Raw genomic sequence first — 22,536 nt, 5'->3', positions numbered from 1 at the left:
GAAATGTTTAAATATGTATTGCATAGATTTTTTAAAAATAAAAAATCATACCTTCTTATAGTAATTATCATTATAACATTTTTGATAATGTCCATTTCCCCATATCTTACGGGAAGTTTTGTAGATTTTATGATCAATAATAAGGATGTTCATAGAGTCGTATATTTATCGAGTATAATAATGTTAATTGGGATAGCGGGAGTTGTATTAGCATATTGTAAAAATACCTTATCGGTAAAAATTACAAGTCAAGTTTCTTTCGATCTATTAAGAGATATAACAAAGCATTTTGAAAAGGTTAAGCTAAGTATTGTGGAGACTATAGATTCTACATATTTAACACAGCAAATAAATACAGATGTAAATGTTATAACGGGATTTGTCATATCAAATATTATCCCTATGTTTATGAATGTTATCTTGGCAATGGCTATAATATGTTTATTTATATCTATAAATAAGTATCTGTTAGTTTTAATGGTCGTATTAATTGTACCATATATAATTTTATATGCAAATATGCATCAACCGTTATATGAAAAATTTTTGGATAAAAAAGAAGCAGATAGTAAGTTCTTCAGTAAATTTAGTTCACAAATTTGTCAAATTTTTAATATTCAGTTGCACTCTTTGTATGAAGTTAGTGAAAAAGAACTTAATCATGCTTTTGGAAACTATTTACCAGTGCTTGTAGGGGCAAAAAAAATAGAGTATATTTTTACTTCAGTTGATAGTATTATAGCAACGATTTTTCAGTCAATTATGTTTGTTATTGGAGGTATAAGTATAATCCATGGTGGAATGACTATCGGACAATTTACAATGATAAATACATATTTCGGGATGTTTTTAAAAATTGTTAAATATTATATTGGATATATAAAGGAATTGCAGGATTCAAAAGCTTCATTTTCACGTATTATAAAGATTATGAGTTATGATAGCTTAGAAAAAGGAAATGCGAATGTGGAAACACTAGAAAAATTAAGCCTAAAAAATCTTACTTTTTCTTATTTAGTAAAAGGTACAGAAAATGTAATAATAAATAAATTTACATGTGATTTCTATAAAGGGAAGAAATATGCGATTATAGGACCAAACGGATGTGGAAAAAGTACTTTGCTTAAAATAATAACTGGGTTATATACCGAATTTGAGGGAGATTTAGAGGTTAATGGAATAAAGATGAAAGAGCTTGACTGGGATAAACTCAGAAAAGAAAAGTTTTCCGTAGTTCCACAAAGATTGTATTTATCTTCGGATAGTGTAATTGAATTTTTGGAAAAAGGATTAGCGAAGAGTAAAAAAAATATATGTATTACATTGGAAAAAGATCAAGAAGAATTATCAGAGTTCATAACAACAATTAAGATGAATATTGATAAAAGCTGTGAGAATTTATCTGGCGGAGAATTAAGAAAGATAAATCTGTGGATGGCACTTCATAAAAAATCAGATGTTTTGATTTTAGACGAACCAACAATTGAATTAGACAAAAGTAGTAAGGAAGAGCTGTTTGAATATCTAAAAAATAGGATACAAAATAAACTTTTGATTGTATTAACACATGATAAAGAATTAATGGGGATAAGTGATTATGTTGTAGATTTGAACTCTGGGCGAGAAGTAAAACTTTAAAATTTAATTTATTATGGCTATAGTAGAGGAGAAAAGTAAGGTAAATCCTCATGACTATAAATAATATATAGGAAGGAGAACGGCTGAGAAAAGAATGTCTCAGTAATGAATCAATGATAAAAAAATTTGAATTAGGGGACATAAGAAGAATTATTAATATGATTCCGCAAAAACGAAGTGAGGGCATAAAGTATATACGAACTGAAAAAAGTGGTTATTATTCTCTGTTATCAGATAATGGAGAATTAAATTATACGATGCTTAATGAAACGAGTAAGTATATTTTGGATTCGTGCGATGGAACTAGAACCGTAGGTGAAATTCTTGATTTATTATGCGTTAAATATAAGGATGTAGAAAAGGAGCAAATAGGAGCAGATTTAGAAGCTACATTATTTAATTTGACTCGTATTAGAGTTATTAGATGGAAAGGAGAAAATGACATGAATAATACTCCATTTTTGGCTCAGGGAGAGGAAAAATTGGAAAAAGAATATAGTATATCGTTGGCAAAAGAAAGCGATATAAGAATTTCACAAAAAATGTTTGCAAAATTCTTTAAGGAAACAGAAGCAGGTGAAAAGAAGGTAAAATACTTTTTTGGTAATGATAGACGTGAATTTTATTCTTTTATAGCTATTAGGCAATTTCTGTATAGTTATTATAAAGACTTTTTTTTGCTGAAGGAAGATGCGCAGCTGATGGGCGTTATTGTCGTTCAACCTTCGCAGGAAACATATCTAAATAGTGCAACAATACAGATGATAGATACTCCGCAAGATATATTTCAACAGGCAATCAATGCTGTGAAAAAATATTATTCAGAAGCTTCCTTCAAGAAAATCAATTGTTTAAGATTGTATATACCAGAAAATGAAACTGCGTTGGAAAGTATAGTTAAAGAATCGGGATTTAGACTTGAAGGTGTAATGGAAAAAGAATATTTAGAAAATATAAATTTAAAAATGTATGTTCTTTAGATCAGGAGGGTACATAATGGCAAATCGGTATAGTGAAGTGTTAATCGGACCGCACCATGTTGCGATTGACATAACAAACAAATGTAACTTAAGATGCCTTCATTGCTATAATAGTAGTGGCGAAAATGATGTTATAAAAACGGAATTATCAGATCATGAAGTATTAGAATTTATGAAATCACTGTCAACGATAAATCTATATAGTCTCTGCTTATGTGGCGGAGAACCACTCCTTAGAAAAGAATTAATTTTTGATTCTTTAAAAATTTTGACAGAAAATGGTATAAGGACCTCAATGGTTACCAATGGACTTTTGGCAACAGAAGACACATTGGCAAAATTGGACGAACTGGGTTTGAATTCTATTCAGTTTAGCTTGGATGGAAACAAAGCTTCTCATGATAAACTAAGAAATCAGGCAGGTGCCTATAAACAAGTTTTAAAAGCTATAGAATATGTCTTAAAGAATACAGGAATGCATCTGTCTATTGCTTTTTCACCCACAAGATTTAATATTAATGATATTACAGAAGTATACGATTTACTTAAAAGACTTTTCATTGAGAGTGGGCGTGATGAAGAAAATGATTTTATTGACTTGAGATGCCAACCACTCATGATATTAGGCAGGGCAAAAAAACATCAAGATATTATCCCTTCGGAATTTCAATACAGAAAACTTGTGAATACGGTTAGACGTTTAGAAGTAGAAGGCGATGCTAAAATAATTCAAATTACATGGGGAGATCCGGTGGATCACTTGATAAGATATAAAAATGCAAATAATCTCTTAGATCAAGTAGTTGTACATGCTAATGGAGATATTGTAGTTTCTGCATATTTGCCATTAGTAATTGGAAATATAAGAAAACATTCATTGAAAGAATATTGGGATAAAGGGTTAAACAAGGTATGGAGCACAAAGATTGTACAATTTCTTGTATCAAAAATGGTATCCATAAGTGAGATGGATGAAATTACAAATGTAATATCAGATATCAATATGGATAGCGTGCTGTACATAGATCTTATTGACAATGATTTAAACGATATGACTGTAATTAAAGATATTGTTGATAAGATAAAACATTATAGTAAATAGTCGGGAGGAATAAAATATGGGATATCAGCCACCAGAGGTTAATAATCTTAATACGCCAACTCCAACAGGTTTGAATGATTATGTTTGGCAGACACAAGTTGCTGTTGTTGAAACTGTTGCTGCATTCTTTATAGCTGCCGTTGGATTTCAAGGAGTTGCATTTATTGAGGTTATTGGACCAATATCGGAAGATGGAGAAGGACGGTAACTAAAAAAATGTGGCTAATGAGGTATGCTCTATATAAAGCAAGAAAAGTACAATCTTCATCTCTTATTAGCCACATTTTTATGAGGGTAGTGTAAAATAGTTTGTGTTTTTGGTAAAAAATAACTCCTTTTTGGTAAGAATTCAGATATGACAATTCTTATCGAAAAGGAGTATTTTTTATGGCAGTTGCAAAGGAACAAATTCGACAGATCATCTCAGAAAACAACATTAATAGCGTTGCAGATATATACACGCTTCTGAAAGACAGTTTCAAGGATATCCTGCAGGAGCTGATGGAGGCAGAACTGGATGCAACTCCTGGATACGAGAAAAACCATAAGGGAGATCTACAGACAGATAATAAAAGAAATGGTCATTCTACAAAAAACTTAAAGAGTCAATACGGTGAATTTCAAATCGACGTACCAAGAGACCGTAACGGTGAGTTTGAACCAAAACTCATCCCTAAATACCAGAGAGATATTTCCGGGATTGAAGAAAAAGTGATATCTTTATATGCCCGTGGTATGAGTACACGTGACATCCACGACCAGCTTCAGGATCTTTATGGGATTGAGCTGTCAGCTGAAATGGTCAGCAAGATCACAGACAAGATACTTCCTCAGGTTAAAGAATGGCAGTCCCGTCCTCTGAACCCGGTTTATCCGTTTGTCTTTATGGACTGTATTCATTATAAAGTACGTGAGGATGGCAGAATCCTGAGTCGTGCTGCGTATGTAGTTCCTGGCGTTACAGTGGAGGGATACAAAGATATCCTCAGCATCACAGCAGGCGCAAATGAAACCAGCAAGTTCTGGCTTGGAATGCTCAATGATCTTAAGAACCGCGGAGTAAAAGATGTTCTTTTCTTCTGCGTGGATGGTCTTCCGGGTTTTAAAGAAGCGATTCAGGCAGTCTATCCGCAGGCAGAGATCCAGAGATGTGTGATCCATATGCTCCGCAATTCTTTCAAATATGTAAATTATAATGATCTGAAAAAGTTTTCCTCGGATTTCAAAGAAGTGTACAATGCTCCGAACGAAACAGCCGCTTTAACAGAGCTGGAGAACATGAAAGAAAAATGGGGGAAGAAATATCCGTATGCGATCAGTAACTGGGAAAATAATTGGGAAGATGTAAGTTCCTTTTTCCAGTTTTCTAATGATATCAGACGCATTATGTACACGACAAATATCATAGAAGGATTAAACCGTCAGTATCGGAAAGTCACGAAAACAAAAAGCGTATTCCCAAGCGATTCTGCATTGGAAAAGATGCTGTATCTTGCCAGTGAGAACGTAGTCAAAAAGTGGACGCAGAGATACCGGAACTGGGATCAGGTATTGAATCAGCTGATCGTCCTTTACGGAGAACGGCTTACTGCTTATCTGTAAGAGAAAAGAAAAGCAGGAATGGGGAAGCTCTTTTAAGCCCCGCATTCCTGCTCTCTGTCTATTCCTTCGGCATTTATATTATTGCCAGAAATTTCCGATCCTATTCCAGAGGTCGGGTGTGGGCAGAGCCCACAAAAGGCAATAATCATGATGCCTTACTTATCATGCAAAAAATCGAAAATGATGTATATAATTTTCCTACATGGCAATACTGTAAGTACAAAGATATATTCGACAGCCGCATAATTATTAATTCGACAGCAAAATTTTACATATCTATTTCTTATCAGAAAGATTTACTTTCCATAGACACAAGAATTTTTACACCCTCTTTATGAGTGTTAGTAGATGACTAACTTAAAAAATAAACTCCCCACTTCGTCAGAAATTCATCCGACGGGGGGAGTTTATTTTATCCGCTATTCAACTTCCCCAATCACCTTGTGGAAGTGCTCCTTTATCCTAGTAAAACTCTCATCGCTCAGGTCATGCTCTAACTTACACGCATCTTCTTTTGCAACTTCCGGGCTTACGCCGAGACGTTCCAACATTTTACTCAACACTGTATGGCGTTCATAAATATGCGTTGCAATCTGAGCCCCTTTATCCAGAAGTGTCACCGTACCATAACGGTCCATCGCAATATAACCATCCTCACGAAGCAGCTTCATAGCATGACTTACACTCGGTTTCGATACCCCAAGCATCGTTGCAATATCTATAGAACGAACTCCGCCACCCTGTTTTGACAATACCAGGATTGCCTCCAAATAATCCTCCGCTGATTTTCTGATCTGCATTCAAAATACCGTTACTGAAAACTTATAAAAAGTTATAAACTTCTATGTTCCATTCCTACTTCAACGAGTATGCTTTTGATGATATAAATATCAATCTACTCACAAGTTCCTGTACTCTCCATAGGCGTAAATTCCGGACTAACGTATCCGTACATATTTGCATTAACGTTTCAGTGTCAGCCTGCAAATTTTTCTCCATAAGTCTTGAGATTTATAGATGCCTGGAAATCTCTGTCAATCATATTCCCACACGCACATCTATAAACTCTGTCAGATAACTTCAAATCTTTTTTGATGTTTCCACAACAGCTGCAAAGCTTTGATGATGGATAAAACCGATCAGCTACAATAAGCTGGATTCCTTTATCGCTGCACCTATATTCAAGCTGTTTTCTAAACCAAAAAAATCCCTGTACCTGAACTGCTTTGGATAAATGTCTGTTTTTCATCATTCCGCTGACATTCAAATCTTCAATACATATAAATCTTGGTTTTCGATTTACGATCTCCGATATTGCCTGATTTAAATAATTTTTACGGATGTTTGTTAATCTGTGATTTCGTTTTAATAAAAGTTTTTCCTTTTTGATTACATTATTTGTTTTACAGTAACTTTCCCCTTTCTTATTTTTCTCGTAAGAACGAGAGATACTACGCTGTAATCTGCGTTTCTGTTTTTCTAGTTTCTTTACTTTCTGACTCTTATTGATGTTCTTATACTTAGTTCCATCAGAACAGATCGCCAGATCTTTGATTCCCAGGTCTATGCCGACTCCGTCATCATTAAGTGTTTCCCTGCAGTCAGGAAATTCTACACATACACTGATCCACCAGTTCAATCCGTCAAAGGATATTCGCGGATTCATATATTTAGCATCTGTCGGAATCCTTCCATGTTCTGCAAGTCTTACCCAATTCATTTTTTGCTTATTTGCCTTCCTGCTGGAGGAAAAGCCTTCAAATTTAACGTGGGTATTACTGAATCGTATCTTAACGTTGTCCTGATAGAACTTCGGCATTGATCTCTTTTTTGACTTGAATCTTGGGAATTTCTGCAAACCTTTGAAAAAATTCTTATAAGCAGTACAGGCATCTTTGATCGCCTGTTTGGTTACATTATTTGAAATACTCAGTAACCATGCATATTCATCAGAATGTCTAAGCTTTGTAAATTCTTTTCTGAGTTCTGCATCTGAAAGGAATTTTTCACCTTTTTCATAGTTTTCTATTTCCCTGGCCAAAGCCCAGTTATAGGCAAATCTTGAAGCACCTGCGTACTGAAACATCTTAGTTTTCTGTACATTGTTTGGTATCAGCATTACTTTTATGGCTTTTACCATCTGTTTCCTCCTGTATCAGTTCACGGATAAGTTTCTTAGCTTTATTCGCTGGTTTTCCTTGTAATTTACAACTGAATACTGTGATTATCTGAACCAGATCCTCAACAAGTTCCTGCTGTTCGGATTTTTCAGTATTATCAATAATCTCAATCTCACAATTATAAAGTGAAGCGATATATTCTATCAGCTCAAAACCAAATCGCAATAGCCGGTCTTTATATAAAACAACAACCTTTTCAACCTGATTTTGAGATATTCGCCTGATCAATTCCTGAAGTCCTTTTTTCTTATAATTAATCCCGGAACCGATATCACTTATTACCTCAAATGGCTGTCCTTTTGCCAAAAGATATGTCTTAACATTATCAATCTGTCGTTCCAGATCATCTTTCTGTTTATGGCTGGAAACGCGACAATATCCAATTGTAATGCGTTTTTTAGGCTTTACATTTATTACCTGGTTGAGTTGCTCATCAGAATAATATCTATAGCCACTTACTGTAGTATGATGCGGATGAAGTTTTCCATTGGCATCCCAATTTCGTAATGTCTGGGCAGATACGCCTATAATTTTTGAAAATTCATGTATAGAATAATATTTACTCAAAGTATCAACTCCTTTCAATAATATTCTACTCTAATACCTTATAAAACTCAACATGTGCTTATATGATTTTATAATTTATATTTAACTGTTAATAACCTCCCATATTGTTTTGATATTAACACAATATGGGAAATTTTTCAATCGCTCTTCTTGAGAACAGTCGTCATTAACTGTTGCTGAGTTACTGTTCGCTCCGTTCTCAGTAACGTAGTCAAAATTCATTCCATATGAAAAAACAGCGTCGAAAAATATTTCATTTCATGTGCATTTGCAGGATACTTAGATATTCTTAGCCGTCAAAAATCTGCGTTATGAGCCATCAAGGACACTGTCTGAGCGAAGCGAGTTTGTCCTTGATGGCTCATGCTTTTAGCAGATTTTTGACGGCTTAGAATATCTTAGTGTCCGAAACCGCACATGAAATGAAATATTTTTTGACGCGTCCCTACCGAATTAAAAAAAAGCCCTCTGACCAGCATTCCCACATACCAGCCAAAGAACCTTTTTATACCAGGATTATCTTTTAAATTCCTAAAGCAATCTCCATCATCCTGTTAAACGAAGTCTGTCTGGCCTCCGCAGAAATTGCCTCATCCCTGAAAACATGATCAGAAATCGTAAGAATCCCCAGTGCCTCCTTACCGGCTCTGGCAGCATTCATAAACAGCGCCGCGCACTCCATCTCCACACAGAGAACCCCCATCTTTCTCCATGCCTTCGAACTCTCCGGATTATCTCCATAGAACACATCTGAAGATACAACAGAACCCACACGAACCGGTGTACCCTGCTCTTTCGCAACCTCTACTGCCCTTGCAACCAGTTCATAACTTGCTGTAGGAGCAAAAGTCCCCGGCAGCTGATACTGGCTTGCATAATTTGAATCCGTACATGCACTCATGGCGATCACAACATCCATTACACTTACATCATCCTGCAACGCACCTGCAGAACCAATACGAATAATCTTCTCTACATCATAAAAATTATAAAGCTCATAACTGTAAATACCCATAGACGGCATCCCCATACCGCTGCCCATGACAGATATCTGCTCACCCTTATAAGTTCCGGTATAACCAAACATATTTCTCACTGTGTTAAAACATACCGGATTCTCCAGATATGTCTCCGCAATATACTTCGCGCGCAACGGATCCCCCGGCATCAGAACCTTCTTTGCAATATCACCTTTCTTTGCACTGTTGTGTGGTGTTGGAATACTCATAATCACCTTCTCCTTTCCCGTAATGCTACATCACTACACATTATTTATCATCACCTGTAAGCCGCAGCACATCCCTGATCTCTTCTTCATCCATATCAAGAATGATTGCCAGCTCCTCTACACTGAACTTTGAACTTTCATCCTCTTCATCCTCTGTGAGTTCCCGGACTGCCGCTTCCAGCTTCTCCACCTTTGCTACCAGATAGTCATCCTCAAATTTCCTCTGTGTCTGCTCCTCGATAGCATGGCGGATCCCACACCGGATACGTCCAAGCAGCCATTTCTCATCTTTCTCTTCCGGTTCTTCCTCTCCCAGAGCCATCAGAAGGCTTATATTTGCCTCCTGAATCAGATCAGCGATAAAAATCTCCTCACAGTTCATTTCAACCGCCATTTCGGCTGCTGCACGCAGATACTTCTGTGACAGCTCTGCCTGTGCCAGAGCATCTCCCTTTGAAATCAGTTCAAAAAGTTCTTCCGCACTTCTCTCTCCCTGCTCCTGTTCTTCAAGACCTTCCAGATATTCTTTCAGATATGCCTCTTCCTCTGCTGTCAGAGGAACTTTTTCTTCTTTTTCTTCGGATACTTCTTCCGGGCCGGTCTGAGATGCTGCTGAAATCTCCTCCGCACCTTCAATGGAAATACCTTTTAATTTTAAATACTGTAATATCTTGATCAGCTGTGACTTGTCCAGATCAAGTTCGCCAAAGCATTCCTTTATCTGTTCCGGTTTCAACACTTTGCCATTCTTCTCTCCAAGTTCGCACACCTCTGTAAGTTTCTGCTGAAATTTCTGTATATCCATAGTCAAAATCTCCCTGTCCTGTTTATAACTTAACTATACAACAAAAAACCATGTCTGTAAAACAAAAAAAGCACCGTTTTAACCGGTGCTTTTTTTTGGATGCGGATAACAGGACTTGAACCTGCACGGGAAGCCCACTGGTACCTAAAACCAGCGCGTCTGCCAATTCCGCCATATCCGCATTTTCTCATATTCTCAGAGTGTACCTGAAAAATCATTCTCGCACTCTGCAAAAGCAATAAAATAGCGGAAACCTCACAAAAGATTTCCGCTATTAATGAAGCATCGGGGATTCGAACCCCGGACAACTTGATTAAAAGTCAAGTGCTCTACCGACTGAGCTAATGCTCCATATAAAAGACTGGGCTAGCTGGATTCGAACCAGCGAATGCAGCAGTCAAAGTGCTGTGCCTTACCGCTTGGCGATAGCCCAAAGGCGAAGGGTGGATACAGGGATTCGAACCCTGGGCCTCCAGAGCCACAATCTGGCGCGCTAACCAACTGCGCTATACCCACCACAGCGTGCCTGAAGGGATTCGAACCCCCGACCCACGGCTTAGAAGGCCGTTGCTCTATCCAGCTGAGCTACAGACACATCTCTCTGTACATACAGAGAAGCGGGTGATGGGAATCGAACCCACGTATCTAGCTTGGAAGGCTAGTGTTCTACCATTGAACTACACCCGCATTTCGCTGAAACGGTAATGTTGTTGTTACAGCAGTCGGGGTGACAGGATTCGAACCTGCGGCCTCCTGGTCCCAAACCAGGCGCTCTAGCCAAGCTGAGCCACACCCCGCTGTTTTTCTTTATTTATTTGTGCTTCGTTGTCCGACGCAAGACATATTATATGTTAAGCAACCCCAAATGTCAACACCTTTTTTCAATTTTTTTTGATTTTTTTTGAAAAAGCGATTTTTTATCCCTCAAAAAGTCCCTGAAGCCCGCTAAACACAAGGCTTTGCGGGCTTTTCACTTTTTTCGAAAAAATTGTTTTTTTTGTTCGCAAAAAGGGATTTTTTACTGGTTTTTGAGATTTTTTGTAAAAAAATATTTTTTTTGCACAATAAAAAAATCTTAACTTTTTTAATTTTTCTTCTATTCTTTTACTGTCACGTATCTGTAAAAAGAGGTATTGCCGTTATCCGATCAACAATACCTCAAAAATATACAGTCAGATGAGTCAGGCGGATATTCGCAACCTCCGCAAGTAACTTACCTGATTCAGTTAAATAATTTTTCAGAGGTATCTGATCTCGACCTGAGGATCTTTTCCCTCTTCTATCTGCATAACTGCATAGCTTGGTCTGCGGCCTCTCTGACGCGGGTAGGTAAGACTGCCGGGATTAATTATCAGAATCCCATCCTCATTCTCGATCACAGGCATGTGAGTATGACCATACATTGCAATCTTACATCCCTTAGCCTGCGCATTCTCAACAAGTTTATCATAATCCCGGGACACAAAATAATGATGTCCATGTGTAACCAGTATCTTATGTCCCTCCAGAGTAACCTCTTCCTCATAGGGAAGGTCTGTAAAAAAGTCATTATTTCCTGCGACAATCGTACATGGGCACTCTGCCAGTGCCTCAATGAAAATCTCTCTGCCTTCCACATCCCCGCAGTGGATCAGATAATCAAAGGGAGCTTCTCTGAGCACTGTCTCTTCCAGATTCTCATCCTGTCCATGAGTATCGCTGACGATCAGTACCTTCATTTCAGTTCATCCTTTATGGCACGTAATGCTTTTCCTCTGTGGCTGATCTTATTTTTCTCTTCGCCGGAAAGCTCTGCAGAAGTACATCCATATTCCGGCAGGTAGAAGATCGGATCATAGCCGAAGCCGTTCTCTCCCTTCTCCTCATAGCCTATACGGCCTTCCATTGTTCCACGCACTGTTTTTACACTTCCATCCGGAAAAGCCGCTGCAACGGCGCATACGAACCTTGCAGTACGCTTCTCGTCCGGAACTCCGTTCAGTCTCTCTATCAGACTTGCATTTTTGATATGATATGAGGTATCTTCTCCCATATAACGGGCAGAATAAATGCCCGGCTCTTTATTCAGATAGTCAATCTCCAGACCGGAATCATCTGCCAGAGTGATCTCCCCTGTCAGTTCACAGATTGTCTTCGCCTTGATCACAGCATTTTCCTCAAAAGTAGAACCATTTTCTACAATATCTGCATGGATTCCCGCTTCTTTCATAGAAACAACCTCTACATCCATATCTGCAAGGATCTCGCGGATTTCTCTCATTTTATCCTGATTTCCGGTAGCAAAAATTATTTTTTTCATAATCCTTTGTATCCTCTTTTTATTTTGATTTTTCGCAATTACAGAAGCACTCAGCTACGGTTTTTCTTCGGTGGGCGCGGCCCAAGGAACTGATAGTAATAGGTCTTAAGCATACCATTATAGATCTTACGGTTTTTATCTGCTTTTCGCCCGATATCGTTCTCCGCTTTCTCATAAGATGTGATCAGATACATGGACCACTTGTCAAGCCTTTCATAGCTTTCCCCGATTTCACGATAAAGCTGAGTTAAATTCTCTTTTTCTTCCAGTCGTTCCCCATAAGGAGGGTTTGTGATGATGAATCCATATGGTTTGGGATGGCGGAGATCTTTTACCGCTCTCTGCTGGAAATGGATCAGCTTGTCCACACCTGCCATTTTTGCATTAGCTCTGGCAGCCTTCAACGCCTCAGGATCAATGTCAAAGCCCTGGATATCTGTTTCAATATTAAGATTTATCCTGTCCTGTGCCTCTTCATTTGCATCATACCAGCATTTTCTCGGAACCAGATGCTTCCATTCCTCAGCAAGGAAGGAACGGTTCATGCCGGGTGCAATATCTGCTGCCATCATTGCTGCTTCAATAGGAAAGGTACCGCTTCCGCAGAAAGGATCTACCAGAATCCTGTCTTTATTCCATGGCGTAAGCATGATCAGAGCAGATGCCAGTGTTTCTGTGATCGGAGCTTTCACTGTCATTTTACGATATCCTCTTTTATGCAGAGATACCCCTGAGGTATCAATACCGATCGTGGCCACATCTTTCATAAATGCCACGCGGATAGGAAAGCTTGCCCCATCCTCTTCAAACCAGGACACCCCGTATACGCCCTTCAGACGCTCTACAATGGCTTTTTTCATAATGGACTGGATATCAGACGGGCTAAAGAGCTTACTCTTCACAGAATTGGCCTTGGCAACCCAGAATTTCCCATCCTTGGGAATATAATTTTCCCATGGCAGGGCTTTTGTCTTTTCAAAAAGCTCGTCAAAGGTTTCTGCCTTTACTTCTGCTACTTTCAGCAGGATTCTTTCTGTGGAACGCAGAAAGATATTGGCATCTGCGATTCCCTGTGCATCTGCCTCGAATGTTACTTTTCCATCCTCTACTTTGGTAATCTCATAGCCCAGATCAAGGATCTCACGTTTCAGCACAGCTTCCATACCGAAATGACATGGAGCGATCAGTTCAAATTTTTCCATTCTTTATCCTTTCTATATGTAGATGGGACTTCCCTATAATTCTATGCTCTTAACAATATTTCCCTCAAAATCCTTAATTGTAAACACACCGTCCTCAAAGATCGCATATGTAGGCGGGTTTCCTTCTTTTGGAATGGAAACAGAACCCGGGTTGAGAAGTACATAGCCTTCTTTCTGCTCTGCTTTCAGTACATGGGTATGTCCATGGATCAGAATATCTCCTTCCTGGATCGGAGGCAGATTATTTTCATTGTAAATATGCCCATGTGTGGCATAAAAGGTTCTTCCATCCAGGTTCAGAATACAGTAGTCTGCCATAACCGGAAACTGCAGGACCATCTGATCGACCTCAGCTTCACAATTCCCACGTACAGCATAAATTTCTTTCTTCATGTCATTAAGCATGGAAATGACCTGTTTGGGAGCATATTCTCTGGGAAGATCATTTCTCGGGCCATGATAGAGCAGATCGCCCAGCAGTACCAGGCGTTCTGCCTTTTCTTCTTTATAGACATCCAGCATTTTTCTGCAGTAGTATGCAGAACCATGGACATCTGATGCAAACATATATTTCATAGTTTTGTGTCTCCTCTTTTATAGTGTGCCGACAAGTTGATTCTTGAAACAATCTTGCAGGATAAATTTTTTTATTTCAAGGCGGAGGAAGGAGGCGTAGCGGTGGCTACGGCGACCGACGACAACGCGGAAATAAGAAATTTAGACGCAAGATTGTTCGAGAAATCAACTTGTTGGCACAATAGGTATGCCGACAGATTGATTTCTGAAATAACCTGAAGATATACCGGTTCGTATTTTTTCTCTTACACCTTATCATGCTTATGGCGAAATTACAAGATTTCTTCCCCGATATGCTCCAAAACCGCCTATAACAGACCTGGTACAGTACCCAAGCTTTGCAAGCTGCCTTGCAAGCAGAAGGCTTGCCCCGCCCCTGTCGCAGTACAGAACCAGTATTTTCCCTTTTGGAAAGGCTGTATATCCGTCTATTTCTCCATATGGCATGTTTACGGCTCCTTTTACATGACTGTGCATATAGGACTCTTTTTCTCTCAGATCTATGATCAACGTGTCCCTTCGGCCCACATAATAATCCAGCATTTTTGCAGAAATCGTTTCCACCGGAAACATGGCAGACTCCTTTTTGTTATATCATATGATATCAGGGACAGATATGCCACTGCCTGACAAAAAACAGCCGACACATAAATTGGCTCACAGCAGATCAGGAGGGGCATTTCCCCCTCCTGATCCAATCAATATCTGTCTTCTTCTGAGCTGTAAGACTGGGAAGTTTTATTTTTTGCTTTACTTCTACAATCTGTCTCGTTTTTGCTTTTCACACTGTTTTTTGCATTACCAGCATGGTTCATTTCATTACCATAGCTGTTCTTATCTGAAGTTCCTGTGTAATTTCTGCTGTTTTTACTCTCAGATTCATAGTTTTTTGCCATTATTATTTTCCTCCTGATGAGATTTATCTGCCCGGATCTCCTGATACTCTGCAAAATCCGGTTTTTTTCTTCCACACTTCATCGCTGAAAGTGCTTCACATTGACTATTATCCCAAAAACCGGGGGGAATATTCATCAAAATATGTTGCTTTTTTCACCAAGCTATATTATAATCATAGCTGTAAAAAGAATTTACCCTTCAAAAATTTTTTTTACATAAACCCCTTATTTAATTATTTATACTCCCCTTGAAAGTCCCGGCAGCTCCCCTGCCGGGGCTTTCTCTTTGTATTTATCCATACACGGATCACCTCATACTATACCAATTCCATAAATTACTGCAAACAATCCAGTCCATCATAGCGTGAAGTCCTGCGTCAGATATCTTTGCCGTGCGTCAGCACGCCTGCAGATATCTTCCTTGTCCTTCGCACTTTGCTGAACTGTCTTGATTGCATTATTTTATAGAATTGCTATAATCTCAGAAAAAATACAAAAAACAGCATCGCCAATCTCATGATATGCGATGCTGCTCCATTTTTATATTCTTCTTTTCCCAGTGAACCTCACATGACTGAAGTCGCGTGCTTCCAGACGCTTTAGGCGTCAGACTGAATATCGGCAGATACACCTGTAACTTAGGTGCGCAGTTATGCGCATTTCCCATGCCAGATATGGCTGGTTCCCACATTACAGGTAGTCCGCTGTATATCTGCCTGTATCTATGCTGCTTTTAAGAGTTCCATTTCTGAATGGAGTTTCCTCAGATCTGCATAAACACATGAGGTTCTACGCTTTACAGGAGGGACTTTTGCCTCCAGTAAAGACCTTTCCGTTACCGGAAGGGGTTTTAAAAGTTCTCTTATAAAATATCTCGCCCTGCAAATTCTGCTCGAACGGTACGCCTATTCTGAAATCAGCGGTACATTCATTCTGATTTAGCGGTACGCGTTTTCTGCTCAAAACGGTACGTTTTTCCTTTATTATTGTGATGTAACTATTATTCATCACAGTGCAAAGGAGGAACTATTATGCACGACTACAATACTATTCTTGGAGTCATAGAACTTCGGCTCAGTAAAGTCAGTTATGACTCTGTACAAAAACGTTACCGGATCGGACGGAGCGGGATTGCATTGATCATGAACCGCTACAAGGATTCAGGCTTATCATTGGATGATCTTCGGCAAATGCCAGCCTCAAAGGTGGTTGATCTCATCTATCCAAAAGAAAACCTTCGACATAAGGATATTCCACTGCCTGATTTTGAAAAAATACATGAGCAGATGATCCAAATGGGAAAACATGCTGACTTGAGTTTTCTATGGATTGATTATAAAAAAGAGCATCCCAACGGTTACCAGCTCGCTCAGTTTTATAAGCTGTATCGTGATTTTATGGTAGATGCTTATGGTACTTCAAAAACATCTATGCCTGTGGAACGGATCCCTGGTGAAAAGATGTATATTGACTGGGTAGGCGACCAGCCGGAACTGCTATTGGACACAACAACTGGCGAACTTCGGAAAGTTCACATTTTTACAACTACACTTGGTTTTAGCAGCCTTGTTTATGCAGAGATCTTTCCGGATGAAAAACTTCCACATTTTATTACCGGTACAGTACATGCACTGTCTTATTATGGGGCAGTTCCTAAATATCTTGTCCCGGACAATCTAAGAACAGCTGTTACCAGGCATAGTAAAGATGAACTTGTGCTGCAGTCAGCTTTTTCAGATCTGGAAACTTTTTATGATACGATCGTTCTGCCGCCGCCACCAAGGAAACCGAAAGGCAAACCAACAGTTGAAAATCATGTGCGTTTCTTGGAGACGCATCTGGTAGAAGAGTTAAAGAAAGATACTTATATCTCTCTGGAAGCTCTGAATGCTGCGGTCAAAAAGATCGTAGCGGACATCAACCAGCGTCCTTTCCAGAAAAAATCTGACATTCGGAAATCCCGCATGAATGGATTTGAAAAGTACGACAAACCGCGTATGAACCAGCTTCCAGGCGAAAGTTATACACTTTGTGATTATAAATACTTTCTTAAAGTTCCAGATAATTACCACCTTGAGTATGATGCCCACTACTATTCTGTATTGTATACCTATAAAGGGAAGCCTGCAATTCTTAAGGCTACAATGACGGAGATACGGATCTGTGATGAGTATAACCGGCTGATCTGCCGCCATCCAAGATCTTACCGTGATTTTCCTCTTTACATTACAGATGACAATCACATGCCTCCAGAACACCTGTATTACAAAGAAGTGAATGCACATGACGGAGCTTATTACAGACGATGGGCATCTGTTTATGGAGAATCTATGGTAACTCTTATTGACAGGATACTCCGCAGTTCCAAGCATGAGGAACAGGCATACAACAGCTGTGCCGGTGTACTCCATTCCTGTAAAGATGTTCCTCACAGGCTGGTTCAGGAGGCTGCTGAGAAATGCGTAGAAGCCAATGCTTGCAAGTATTCTTATTTCAAGAAAGTACTTAGCATGGTTCAGAATAATCATTCCAGTAGTGCTATAAACGGAACCGGAAAACTTCCTTCCCATACAAACATCCGTGGAAAGGAGGCATACAAATGAGTTCATCCCATGACATTACATTAACACCTCAGGAACAGGCTCTGATCATGCGTCTGAAGAGTTTCCGTGTTCCAGAAATGGCACATATCCTGGAAGAACAGTTGAAAGATCCCAATGCAGATCTGAACACTTTTATGGAACGCATAGCATCAATGATTGATGCAGAGTGGCAGGCACGGGCAGATAAACGCTTTAATCGTCTGATGAAAGAAGCACATCTGCGATACCCGGCGGCGGATCTTGACGAAACTATTTACCGTCCAGAACGTCAGCTTGATACCCAGACAATAGAGCGACTGAGTACCTGCCATTGGATAGAGGAAGGAAAGAATCTCATTGTAACAGGATCTTCCGCCAGTGGAAAAACTTATCTAATCAATGCTTTTTGTGTAACTGCAATGAAGCAGTCTAAGAGTGTAAAGTATATAAAAGCGAACACTCTTATGAGCGAAATGGAACAGGCACGTATCAAATCCACAAATCTGGATTACCTGAATAAGCTGACCAAGCTGGATCTTCTTGTGATCGATGATTTTGGCCTTATGGATCTCGATCTTGATAAATGCCGGGATCTTTTTGAGGTCCTTGACACCAGGGATGGAAGAAAATCAACTGTAGTCATCTCACAGTTTCCAGTCAGTACATGGTTTGATATGTTTGCTGACAATACCTACGCTGATGCGTGCCTTACACGAATCACAGATAAACATCATACATATCGTCTGGAGATGAACGGTATAAATATGCGTGAAACAGAATGATATCATCTAGCGGTACTTCGTACCGTTAAAAATGGAATAGCCGTTCCGCAGTAGCGGAACTGGCATTCCGTTTGAGCGTAATTTGCATCTCGCCCCTATATTATAGGATGCTGACAGGTCACAATTATATCGTTTTCCTGTCTGGAAAGTACAGAGACTGTGATTTTCCCAGTCACGTGTTACCGCCCCGGAACCATCATAAGCCAATCTGCTGGTATTCCATGCGCAGATCCTGGATACCCGCATCCCTTTCCTGTGTGCCTGATGTTCACAACACTTCTGGATATCTCTTTTTCTCCACAGGTGCAGTTTCTGTTTTTTCTTTCCCGATATCTTCCCCTGCATCTCCAGATACTCGAACACGATAACATCTGCATGGTTTTCTTCCGCATATCTTACAATCGCACCTGCAATCTTTTTACCCAGTTCTGTGTTCAGACGTTTCGTATATGCCCATATTCCCTGTGTCTGCGCAGAGCCATATTCCCTCTGGGATCTGCGGATCCGTCCCAGTGTGCGGTACATCCGGTCTTTTTCACTGGGATGATCGATAAATTTTCTTCCCAGGACAGTTCCGTCTGCCCGCATGATGGTACAGACTGCATCGGTATTGATCCCTAAGTCCACACTGCAGATGATCTGTTCTTTCACAGGTGTTTTGGTAAGTGTTACTTCCTCTTTATAGGAAAAACGCAAAAAGTACTTCTGGTGTCTCTTTTCCAGAGTCGGGGCTGATGCCTTTTTCCCTGACCAGTATTTTCTCAGATATTCCATATCTGTATGCTCCAGACGTACGCAGAACCATTTCCAGTCATGACCGTCATAGAGTTTCAGGTATGCTTCGTCTTTCCCTTCCGCTCCCTCACGGTACATGACATCACGGTAGAAGACCGGCATGGCGTGGTTTTCATATACAAGCCCTGGTTTCCCGCTCTTTCCGTCTGTCTTTTCCCACAGATCCAGCCGTGTTTTATAAGAGGATACTGTCCCCAGTGCATGCCGGATGGCAGATCTGCGCAGATAGGAAGGCATCTTTGGAAACCGGATATCAAAATCAAAACAGGCATGGTTTTTCTTCGTAGTATGTACCAGATGTTCTGCAGCATTAAAACGCCTCTTTGCATCCGGGATTTCTGCTAATTCTTCCCATACCTTCACATAAATCCCAATCAGATAGCTGACAGCAGAACGGTAGATCTCCAGTGTCTGGCGGATCGGGATATTCTGTTTTCGTAATTCTACACCATAACTGGATATTATCTGCATTTTTATTTCTCCCTGATAACTCTTTTCTCAGATTCTGTTGTTTTTTCTACTACACTTAAATGAAAAACTAAATTCCAGCTGTGGATTATCTCAGTAACTATGCGGGATTAAATTCTGTAATGCACCTTAACAATTCTATTTTTTTGTCTTATAATAAACCTGTAAGCACTCATGATTTATGTTTTTATGCATACTAACCGGGCATCTGAAAATAGTGTGCGAGACTAAATTCCACATGCCTTATGTGCAAGACTAAATTCTGGTGCAGTGAAATCTGCCTGTGCTTTACTATTTTATTTTATAAGTTTTGGACTAAGCATAACATCATCAGGTGCGATTGCCTTTAATCCTAATGCTTTGTGCAGTTTGTTGTCCAAGAGTAAAAGAGAGAGTTCATATGGGCTATGTCCATTAAGACTGTCTCTTTTTTCGTTGTTTATGTGATTCATCATAAGTCTGACTTTCTCGTCATTTAAATCAGCGAATGAACTCCCTTTCGGACGGATGTAGCGGATATACTCGTGGTTCTTTTCGCAGGCACCTTTTTGCCAAAAGCTGTATGGATCACAGTAAAAGACCGTCGTGCTTTTACTTCCGTCACAGAATTTCTCCATCTCTTCACGAGCTGAGAATTCTGAACCTCCATCCGTGAGGATCACCGGAAAAAGCTTTTTGAATGCATCCTGTCCTAACACTGTTTCAAGCCATACAAAGACCTCTAACACGCATTCCTGGTCTTGATATTCCAACAGGAACATAAGCATAAGATTGCAGTTGCGGAATGTAAAGGTCAAGAGGGCGCAGCTTTCGCCTTTCATTCCTTCCACGCAGTCCATTTCCACAACATTTATATCTGGATGATCTTTCATATAATTCTGGAAATTTTCGTAGTTATGACCTTGACGATAAGAACGATCTTTTGCACTGGTCTGTGTAGGTTTCTTGCGTTTCTTATAACGTACAGAACGTCTTAAGTCACCATTGCGGACATCGAATACACAATCATTGATGTAGGAGTAAAGTGTTCTTCTGGAGCAACCCAATTCTTCTGCATGAGTAGCATAAGTATGACCGATGGACTGATGCTTCTCCTTGATCAATGGAACCAATAAATCATTCATGGATTGAATGCTTTCCGGAGTCTGGTTAATGCCGACTCTGCAATCGACTAGCACGCTACGGTACTCATCATGGGCATATTTGGATGAATAAAACTTTCTGGGCATAAGACAATGTGTCTTTTTACCACAACCATTACATACGTAGGGAGGTTTATTCAGTTTCTCACATTCAGCTGTCTCATATGCGGGACATATATCAGTGCAGCGAAAGGATGGTTTTCTGCAAAGCTTACAATGAATGCCACACATCTTATCACACAAGCATGTCACCTTACAGTTCTTGCGATGAATACATGGCGGGTGAGTGTAACCTGAATCCGGACGTTCTTTTGTATGTGCGTGGAGACGTACTTCCTTTGATATGGTAGATGGATTTTTACCAATAATTCGTCCAATTTCAGTGAAGCTTTTATTCTCAGTAAGACCTTTCTCGATATCAACACGCTATTCAAATGTTAAATGTTTCTGATTGCCTTTATTTTTCATAATTATCTCCAATCTGCACAGGCAGGCAATCAGCTGCAAGTACATTATACGGAGTAATGATTATCAAAGACAATATGGCAAATATGTGTGCAAAAGTAACTTCGACCTATATGGAATTTACTCTTGCATTTGGCCCAAAACCGGAATTTAGTTTTTCATTTAAGTTTCATTTAAGTATGTACTAGTATACCATTCAGGCAAAAAAAAGTACAGAGCAAACTCAAACATTTGTTCTGTACTTTTTTTCTTTTGCCCTATGCTATGATCAGATTTTTATAAAGCGGACATTCGCAATCAATCAAACTTTTCGCGATTAGACTTCAAATACATGTTTTACAAAGTGCAACGCACTTTGAGCGTCCATATCTAATGTAACTTCAGAACAGTTTCCAATGATATCTCTCCATATTTTAATGTCATGCCCTACTGTTCCTCCCTGCATTACAAATGGCTCCATAACTGCTGCATGTTGGTAGTTTATATCTCGCAATGCCTGTCCTATCTCATTCCAAGGAAGCATACCTTTTCCTGGTACTTTACGATTTCCTTCTCCTATATGGAAGTGATAAAGCCTATCTCCTGCTTTACGAATGGCTGCTGCTATATTATCTTCCTCTATATTCATATGAAAAGTATCTAACATAACACCAACATTAGAAGAGCCAACCTCTTCAACGTATGCCAACGCTTCATCGCATGTATTCAACATATAGCCTTCAAAACGGTTAAGAACTTCCATCCCCATCATTATGTCATATTCTTCAGCATACTGACTAATAATTTTCATGTTTTTAATGGAATTCTCTAAATCCCTTTTCTTATCAAAAGGTTTGGAATAATCTACAGGCCAATAACCATAGAGTGCGCCTCCAACAATATGAATATCCATTAACTTCAATTTCCGGAGCGTCTCTTTCCAAAAACTGATTGCTTGTTTCTGCGTATTGGGTTCTGAAGATGACAGGCTTTCATTAAAATGAGGTCCATACCCTGCTGTCAATGTTACGCCTTTTTCTTTCGCATATTTTCCAATATCAATTAACTCCTGATCTTTCGTGTAATAGTCAGAAAAAGCGCCGCAAGAAATTTCCAGAATATCAAAACCTAATTTTGAAATTTTATCTATATAATATTTGTAATCTCCATTCCATTCCTTTTCCCAATAAGCGTAATAAATACCATATTTCATATTCTACACCTCAGTATTAAACCCTCTATCAGTTC

The 22,536-nt window shown here is 39.3% G+C and carries 21 protein-coding genes and 7 tRNA genes; 7 read left to right on the top strand and 21 right to left on the bottom strand.

Features of this window, described 5'->3' with window-relative positions; genetic code table 11:
- Positions 1-3 precede the first annotated feature (3 nt).
- The 5 genes from NQ550_RS02300 to NQ550_RS02280 all read left to right on the top strand — a co-directional run bounded on the left by NQ550_RS02300 (position 4) and on the right by NQ550_RS02280 (position 5,322).
- Entirely contained in the window at positions 4-1,638 is a 1,635-nt protein-coding gene (locus tag NQ550_RS02300) for an ATP-binding cassette domain-containing protein (protein WP_025581177.1), read from the top strand.
- 113 nt (positions 1,639-1,751) lie between these two features.
- The gene (locus NQ550_RS02295) at positions 1,752-2,618 is read left to right on the top strand and encodes a PqqD family protein (protein WP_025581176.1); all 867 of its coding nucleotides are present in this window, start codon (positions 1,752-1,754) and stop codon (positions 2,616-2,618) included.
- A 16-nt stretch (positions 2,619-2,634) separates the two neighbouring features.
- The gene (locus NQ550_RS02290; RefSeq protein WP_025581174.1) at positions 2,635-3,720 is read left to right on the top strand and encodes a radical SAM protein; all 1,086 of its coding nucleotides are present in this window, start codon (positions 2,635-2,637) and stop codon (positions 3,718-3,720) included.
- Between the two features lie 16 nt (positions 3,721-3,736).
- Entirely contained in the window at positions 3,737-3,928 is a 192-nt protein-coding gene (locus tag NQ550_RS02285) for a hypothetical protein (protein ID WP_025581173.1), read from the top strand.
- A gap of 179 nt (positions 3,929-4,107) precedes the next feature.
- The gene (locus NQ550_RS02280; protein WP_259839131.1) at positions 4,108-5,322 is read left to right on the top strand and encodes an IS256 family transposase; all 1,215 of its coding nucleotides are present in this window, start codon (positions 4,108-4,110) and stop codon (positions 5,320-5,322) included.
- 419 nt (positions 5,323-5,741) lie between these two features.
- On the opposite strand, the gene NQ550_RS02275 is transcribed toward NQ550_RS02280, so the two are convergent.
- From NQ550_RS02275 to NQ550_RS02190, 18 genes are all read right to left on the bottom strand, one after another.
- Positions 5,742-6,122, bottom strand: a complete 381-nt coding sequence (locus tag NQ550_RS02275) for a metal-dependent transcriptional regulator (RefSeq protein ID WP_062807433.1) — start codon at positions 6,120-6,122, stop codon at positions 5,742-5,744.
- Positions 6,123-6,298: 176 nt separating this feature from the next.
- Complete coding sequence (locus tag NQ550_RS02270; RefSeq protein ID WP_259839126.1) at positions 6,299-7,462, bottom strand: RNA-guided endonuclease InsQ/TnpB family protein; 1,164 nt, start codon at positions 7,460-7,462, stop codon at positions 6,299-6,301.
- Complete coding sequence (locus NQ550_RS02265; RefSeq protein ID WP_259839124.1) at positions 7,410-8,069, bottom strand: IS607 family transposase; 660 nt, start codon at positions 8,067-8,069, stop codon at positions 7,410-7,412. Before NQ550_RS02265 ends, NQ550_RS02270 begins: the two co-directional genes overlap by 53 nt.
- 523 nt (positions 8,070-8,592) lie before the next feature.
- Positions 8,593-9,297 (bottom strand): purine-nucleoside phosphorylase, encoded by a 705-nt coding sequence (gene deoD / locus NQ550_RS02260; RefSeq protein ID WP_025581186.1) that lies wholly within the window; start codon positions 9,295-9,297, stop codon positions 8,593-8,595.
- A gap of 40 nt (positions 9,298-9,337) precedes the next feature.
- Entirely contained in the window at positions 9,338-10,102 is a 765-nt protein-coding gene (locus tag NQ550_RS02255; RefSeq protein WP_025581185.1) for an RNA polymerase sigma factor RpoD, read from the bottom strand.
- A gap of 100 nt (positions 10,103-10,202) precedes the next feature.
- Positions 10,203-10,283: transfer RNA gene (locus NQ550_RS02250), tRNA-Leu, on the bottom strand.
- Positions 10,284-10,380: 97 nt separating this feature from the next.
- Positions 10,381-10,453 (bottom strand) — tRNA-Lys (locus NQ550_RS02245).
- Between the two features lie 10 nt (positions 10,454-10,463).
- Positions 10,464-10,535 (bottom strand) — tRNA-Gln (locus tag NQ550_RS02240).
- Between the two features lie 9 nt (positions 10,536-10,544).
- Positions 10,545-10,618 (bottom strand) — tRNA-His (locus NQ550_RS02235).
- A 5-nt stretch (positions 10,619-10,623) separates the two neighbouring features.
- A tRNA-Arg gene (locus NQ550_RS02230) sits at positions 10,624-10,697 on the bottom strand.
- 21 nt (positions 10,698-10,718) lie between these two features.
- Positions 10,719-10,789 (bottom strand) — tRNA-Gly (locus tag NQ550_RS02225).
- 35 nt (positions 10,790-10,824) lie between these two features.
- A tRNA-Pro gene (locus tag NQ550_RS02220) sits at positions 10,825-10,899 on the bottom strand.
- 441 nt (positions 10,900-11,340) lie between these two features.
- A complete protein-coding gene (locus tag NQ550_RS02215; RefSeq protein ID WP_025581184.1) occupies positions 11,341-11,820 on the bottom strand; it encodes a metallophosphoesterase family protein in 480 nt (159 codons plus the stop codon).
- Complete coding sequence (locus NQ550_RS02210) at positions 11,817-12,401, bottom strand: XTP/dITP diphosphatase (RefSeq protein ID WP_025581183.1); 585 nt, start codon at positions 12,399-12,401, stop codon at positions 11,817-11,819. Before NQ550_RS02210 ends, NQ550_RS02215 begins: the two co-directional genes overlap by 4 nt.
- A gap of 50 nt (positions 12,402-12,451) precedes the next feature.
- Positions 12,452-13,603, bottom strand: coding sequence for a THUMP domain-containing class I SAM-dependent RNA methyltransferase (locus NQ550_RS02205; protein WP_008706223.1), 1,152 nt, complete (start codon positions 13,601-13,603; stop codon positions 12,452-12,454).
- 33 nt (positions 13,604-13,636) lie between these two features.
- Positions 13,637-14,179 carry a phosphodiesterase gene (gene yfcE, locus NQ550_RS02200; RefSeq protein ID WP_008706224.1) on the bottom strand — a complete coding sequence of 181 codons (543 nt, stop codon included), beginning with the start codon at positions 14,177-14,179 and terminating at the stop codon, positions 13,637-13,639.
- Between the two features lie 261 nt (positions 14,180-14,440).
- Positions 14,441-14,752: a rhodanese-like domain-containing protein gene (locus NQ550_RS02195; RefSeq protein WP_025581338.1), complete on the bottom strand. Its 312-nt coding sequence runs from the start codon at positions 14,750-14,752 to the stop codon at positions 14,441-14,443.
- Between the two features lie 125 nt (positions 14,753-14,877).
- Positions 14,878-15,075: a hypothetical protein gene (locus NQ550_RS02190; RefSeq protein ID WP_022379894.1), complete on the bottom strand. Its 198-nt coding sequence runs from the start codon at positions 15,073-15,075 to the stop codon at positions 14,878-14,880.
- Positions 15,076-16,106: 1,031 nt separating this feature from the next.
- Between NQ550_RS02190 and NQ550_RS02185 the strand changes: the two genes are divergently transcribed.
- Together NQ550_RS02185 and NQ550_RS02180 are read left to right on the top strand one after the other, a co-directional pair.
- Positions 16,107-17,678, top strand: coding sequence for a Mu transposase domain-containing protein (locus tag NQ550_RS02185; RefSeq protein WP_055057941.1), 1,572 nt, complete (start codon positions 16,107-16,109; stop codon positions 17,676-17,678).
- Positions 17,675-18,439, top strand: a complete 765-nt coding sequence (locus tag NQ550_RS02180; RefSeq protein ID WP_055057942.1) for an ATP-binding protein — start codon at positions 17,675-17,677, stop codon at positions 18,437-18,439. Before NQ550_RS02185 ends, NQ550_RS02180 begins: the two co-directional genes overlap by 4 nt.
- A 6-nt stretch (positions 18,440-18,445) precedes the next feature.
- Here NQ550_RS02180 and NQ550_RS02175 read toward each other — a convergent pair whose 3' ends face one another.
- The 3 genes from NQ550_RS02175 to NQ550_RS02165 form a co-directional block, all read right to left on the bottom strand.
- Positions 18,446-19,705 (bottom strand): IS200/IS605 family accessory protein TnpB-related protein, encoded by a 1,260-nt coding sequence (locus NQ550_RS02175; protein ID WP_259839115.1) that lies wholly within the window; start codon positions 19,703-19,705, stop codon positions 18,446-18,448.
- Between the two features lie 293 nt (positions 19,706-19,998).
- Positions 19,999-21,261: an IS30 family transposase gene (locus NQ550_RS02170; RefSeq protein WP_416386862.1), complete on the bottom strand. Its 1,263-nt coding sequence runs from the start codon at positions 21,259-21,261 to the stop codon at positions 19,999-20,001.
- Positions 21,262-21,625: 364 nt separating this feature from the next.
- Positions 21,626-22,501, bottom strand: a complete 876-nt coding sequence (locus NQ550_RS02165; protein WP_008708169.1) for a D-psicose 3-epimerase — start codon at positions 22,499-22,501, stop codon at positions 21,626-21,628.
- Positions 22,502-22,536: the final 35 nt, after the last annotated feature.

It is taken from the genome of Blautia wexlerae DSM 19850 (genome assembly GCF_025148125.1).
In the GTDB taxonomy this organism is placed as follows: Bacteria; Bacillota; Clostridia; order Lachnospirales; family Lachnospiraceae; genus Blautia_A; species Blautia_A wexlerae.
The sequence above is the reverse complement of the archived record's forward strand: the minus strand, read 5'-3'. Positions and strand labels throughout refer to the sequence as shown.

Coding starts and splice junctions, on each gene's coding strand:
- NQ550_RS02175 (WP_259839115.1), bottom strand. CDS start 19,705: ATGCAGATAATATCCAGTTATGGTGTAGAATTACGAAAACAGAATATC.
- NQ550_RS02270 (WP_259839126.1), bottom strand. CDS start 7,462: ATGGTAAAAGCCATAAAAGTAATGCTGATACCAAACAATGTACAGAAA.
- NQ550_RS02285 (WP_025581173.1), top strand. CDS start 3,737: ATGGGATATCAGCCACCAGAGGTTAATAATCTTAATACGCCAACTCCA.
- NQ550_RS02165 (WP_008708169.1), bottom strand. CDS start 22,501: ATGAAATATGGTATTTATTACGCTTATTGGGAAAAGGAATGGAATGGA.
- deoD (WP_025581186.1), bottom strand. CDS start 9,297: ATGAGTATTCCAACACCACACAACAGTGCAAAGAAAGGTGATATTGCA.
- NQ550_RS02255 (WP_025581185.1), bottom strand. CDS start 10,102: ATGGATATACAGAAATTTCAGCAGAAACTTACAGAGGTGTGCGAACTT.
- NQ550_RS02290 (WP_025581174.1), top strand. CDS start 2,635: ATGGCAAATCGGTATAGTGAAGTGTTAATCGGACCGCACCATGTTGCG.
- NQ550_RS02300 (WP_025581177.1), top strand. CDS start 4: ATGTTTAAATATGTATTGCATAGATTTTTTAAAAATAAAAAATCATAC.
- NQ550_RS02295 (WP_025581176.1), top strand. CDS start 1,752: ATGATAAAAAAATTTGAATTAGGGGACATAAGAAGAATTATTAATATG.
- NQ550_RS02190 (WP_022379894.1), bottom strand. CDS start 15,075: ATGGCAAAAAACTATGAATCTGAGAGTAAAAACAGCAGAAATTACACA.
- NQ550_RS02180 (WP_055057942.1), top strand. CDS start 17,675: ATGAGTTCATCCCATGACATTACATTAACACCTCAGGAACAGGCTCTG.
- NQ550_RS02185 (WP_055057941.1), top strand. CDS start 16,107: ATGCACGACTACAATACTATTCTTGGAGTCATAGAACTTCGGCTCAGT.
- NQ550_RS02195 (WP_025581338.1), bottom strand. CDS start 14,752: ATGTTTCCGGTGGAAACGATTTCTGCAAAAATGCTGGATTATTATGTG.
- NQ550_RS02215 (WP_025581184.1), bottom strand. CDS start 11,820: ATGAAGGTACTGATCGTCAGCGATACTCATGGACAGGATGAGAATCTG.
- NQ550_RS02275 (WP_062807433.1), bottom strand. CDS start 6,122: ATGCAGATCAGAAAATCAGCGGAGGATTATTTGGAGGCAATCCTGGTA.
- yfcE (WP_008706224.1), bottom strand. CDS start 14,179: ATGAAATATATGTTTGCATCAGATGTCCATGGTTCTGCATACTACTGC.
- NQ550_RS02280 (WP_259839131.1), top strand. CDS start 4,108: ATGGCAGTTGCAAAGGAACAAATTCGACAGATCATCTCAGAAAACAAC.
- NQ550_RS02205 (WP_008706223.1), bottom strand. CDS start 13,603: ATGGAAAAATTTGAACTGATCGCTCCATGTCATTTCGGTATGGAAGCT.
- NQ550_RS02210 (WP_025581183.1), bottom strand. CDS start 12,401: ATGAAAAAAATAATTTTTGCTACCGGAAATCAGGATAAAATGAGAGAA.